The sequence below is a fragment of the Pelatocladus sp. BLCC-F211 genome, from assembly GCF_041928655.1.
Taxonomy (GTDB): domain Bacteria; phylum Cyanobacteriota; class Cyanobacteriia; order Cyanobacteriales; family Nostocaceae; genus Pelatocladus.
The window spans coordinates 1-2,926 of the sequence record NZ_JBHFLM010000066.1 but is presented as its reverse complement, the minus strand read 5'-3'; the positions used below and the strand labels follow the sequence as shown (position 1 = coordinate 2,926).

3 protein-coding genes and 1 pseudogene are annotated in these 2,926 nt (G+C 39.2%); 3 read left to right on the top strand and 1 reads right to left on the bottom strand.

Annotated features, from left to right (window positions below):
- Together ACE1AT_RS07685 and ACE1AT_RS07680 are read left to right on the top strand one after the other, a co-directional pair.
- Positions 1 to 304: pseudogene (locus ACE1AT_RS07685) on the top strand (hypothetical protein); the annotation flags it as partial.
- Positions 305 to 578: 274 nt separating this feature from the next.
- A complete protein-coding gene (locus ACE1AT_RS07680) occupies positions 579 to 1,787 on the top strand; it encodes a pilus assembly protein PilB (protein ID WP_374866925.1) in 1,209 nt (402 codons plus the stop codon).
- Positions 1,788 to 1,978: 191 nt separating this feature from the next.
- Here the strand turns inward: ACE1AT_RS07680 and ACE1AT_RS07675 are convergent, their stop codons facing one another.
- Complete coding sequence (locus ACE1AT_RS07675; RefSeq protein ID WP_374866923.1) at positions 1,979 to 2,200, bottom strand: hypothetical protein; 222 nt, start codon at positions 2,198 to 2,200, stop codon at positions 1,979 to 1,981.
- A gap of 366 nt (positions 2,201 to 2,566) precedes the next feature.
- Between ACE1AT_RS07675 and ACE1AT_RS07670 the strand changes: the two genes are divergently transcribed.
- Entirely contained in the window at positions 2,567 to 2,770 is a 204-nt protein-coding gene (locus tag ACE1AT_RS07670) for a hypothetical protein (protein ID WP_374866921.1), read from the top strand.
- Positions 2,771 to 2,926 lie beyond the last annotated feature (156 nt).

Below are 2,926 nucleotides of genomic sequence, written 5' to 3'. Positions count from 1 at the left end.
TTATCGGTTACGAGAAAAAGTGAGCTACCACGCAGTGCGTGTTTTTGCTCTCAAAGATAAACCAGAACTAGTCGAATCCTGGCTACAAACATCATTAAAAGATCATAATCTGGGACTGACACCAAACCAACTTCAGCAATTGCATGAAAAATTGACCCTAACTCAGCAACAGGTTCTAGAACTACGACGAGCAGGCAACAGTATAGAAGATATAGCGAAAAAATTAAAACTCAAAACCCATCAAGCAATGGGTGAATGGACTAAAGTCTACTTGGTAGCTCAGACCTTGAGAAGCGAAGAGTAGATAAAATATGCATGATTGTTGGTTGTTAATTGCACAATAGGGAGTTTCCCCACTACTACACGACTGTAGAGTTAGTTACTCCCAACGATAAGCAAGAAACGACTACCAACTGCTACCCATTTATACAGTTAAGTGTTTTCGATGTTGAATCCAGATAAAGCTTTGCCTCATTTGTAGCTAATTTAACTTTTATTTATCTAAATATTATGATTTGTTTACTGCCAAAAAGTTTATGGGCAGAATAGGATATAGAAATACCAAGCAATCTAAGCCTATGTTGTCTTCAAAGGGCAAATTAACCGATACCGAGTTTACTGATCAGCAAGAAGTGTCATCCGATACAGAAATACTATGGAAACAAGGAATAGAACGCGAGCAAGTATTCCAGCTGATCGAGAGTTTTCTGTCCTTTGAAGCTTGCCTATACCACCAAGTTGTGCCATTGAAAATGGAAGATAACAGCTTGTTGTTAGGTATGGTTAATCAGGAAGATAGTGCGGCATTAGATTACGTTCATCGCATCTTGTCTTACATCAACTGTACATTAGTACCTGAAACGATTACAGGCGAGATTCACCGCAAAATACTTTCATCTTACCTAAACTACAAAAATACATCTCACTCAGCAACTCAAGAACAGCCTGAACAGCAATCAAAATCCACTCAGCAACCACCAACGAATTCAAACCCGACTCATACTGAAAATAACAACTTGCAATTAAATTCTTTACCTAACTCAGAAGCAAATAGTACAAGTAAAAATCCTCTTCAGTTACATCCTATAGTTGTTACAAATCCCAATACAACAGAAGCAAAACAAACAGAACAAAATAATTCTCATGTTGTAACCACTGGTAACTTGCCGATTTTATCAGTGCCAATGGCAGAAGAATTCTCTCCTGTAGAAACACTGTTAACCTTACCACCAAAAAAATTATTAGAAGAATTATTAGGTAGGGTTTTAGCAGGGGGAATTGGTCGGTTGTATTTAGAAAGACTACCTTACACAGGCAGAATTTTGTGGAGTGAAAATGGAGTTTTGCAATCTGTATTAGAGAAAGTCCCTCTCTCCGTCTTTCAGGGAGTCATGAATGAGTTGAAAAGATTTGGTTCGCTCCCTGTAATCACACTTGCAGAACCTAAACAAGTGGAAAGAGAATGTCTATATCAGCAAGACCGTTTATTATTGCGCTTGCGAGTTATGCCAGGTATGTACGGTGAAGAAGCTACCCTTCAAGTACTGCGAGGAGCAGCGTTAAAGTTTTATCAACAACAACAGTTAACCCGTCTTAGTCGTGATGCCTTAAGTATATCTCAACAACTCAGCTATAAATTGCATGAATTACAAGAGAGAATTTTAGTTAACCGCAATGTTAACTCTAGTCAGCTAGAGACTTTTAATGCTCTCAATAACCTGTTGCAAAGTTTAGACCAGCATATCAAAAAGCTCACTATCGAAAACTCCGAACCACCAACAAAATGAATTGTGGTAATCTGAGACCCCCATGTAGACGCCCAAAGGGCGGCTTCCCTTAGGGTGCGACTGCGTTTGCGTAGACGCGCCTTCTTCGGCTTCTCGTAAGAGTAGCGTCCCGGAGTGAACTACCCGTTCGTCGAAGACATTCCCAAAGGGTAGGGCTTCTCGCAGATTTGTTTATACCAACGACCAAGAACTCAAGTACAACCTCTTCTCACCATTGCCAAATCCCGAATTAGCGGGAGCCTAGAGCTAATATAGACACGGATGACTTTCATTTCTTCACTGCTGAGTAGTTTTTGGTTTTCCAGTCGCCTTAGCAACTGTTGGACTAGTTCCGCGTCGTTGACTTCCAAAAGAATATTGGTCTGAGTGTCTTCAATCAAAGACCAAAGTTGACGTAATGTTGATGCGTTCACAGCACTTACCCCGTTGCGACAGCTTACAGCAAAACTACAATAGCTGACATTGACAAAAGCCCCGGTTTAGAACCGGGGTTTGATTTGTGTCGGTTATCGTGAACAATCTAAAGAAAATATTAAATTCAAAAGCTTAAGAAAATATTAAATATTACAAAATTTAACTAATTTGATGAGAATCTAAATAGCAGTTTACTTTTTGTAACAAAACGGGATCAGCTTATATAAAGACCCTGAATATAAAATCTAACCCTCAAAGTACTTATGCTTTGGGGTTTATTTTTTTGATACAAAAGTACTACAAGGAAAAATTTTATAGAATTCTGGGATATTTATTAAAGAAAGTTTTTGTAAAAGCTGACTGAAATGTCCGATAGTTTTCCGTTCTCCAATTTTGAGCAACAGCACCAATGGTATCAGGATATCGACAACGCCAACCGCAATAATATTTTCTGCCATTGTCGTGCCTGTGGCTATGAGTGGATGGATTCAAAGAAGGAAGCTACGTGTGTCAAATGTGGCAATAAAGATGTAGAAAGTATCTCAGCTTGGCAATTTCCTGATGATTGAATAGTGCGATCGCTCTTGTGCATCATTACCAAAAAGTTAACGGGAGTGTGAAAGAAAGTGCCTTTCAAGGAGGGGATGAAACACGACACGGCAGGTTATAAAGGTGCCTTCCAATTTTTTATTAACTCTGGTAACGCTAATCTTAACCGCTCTTGC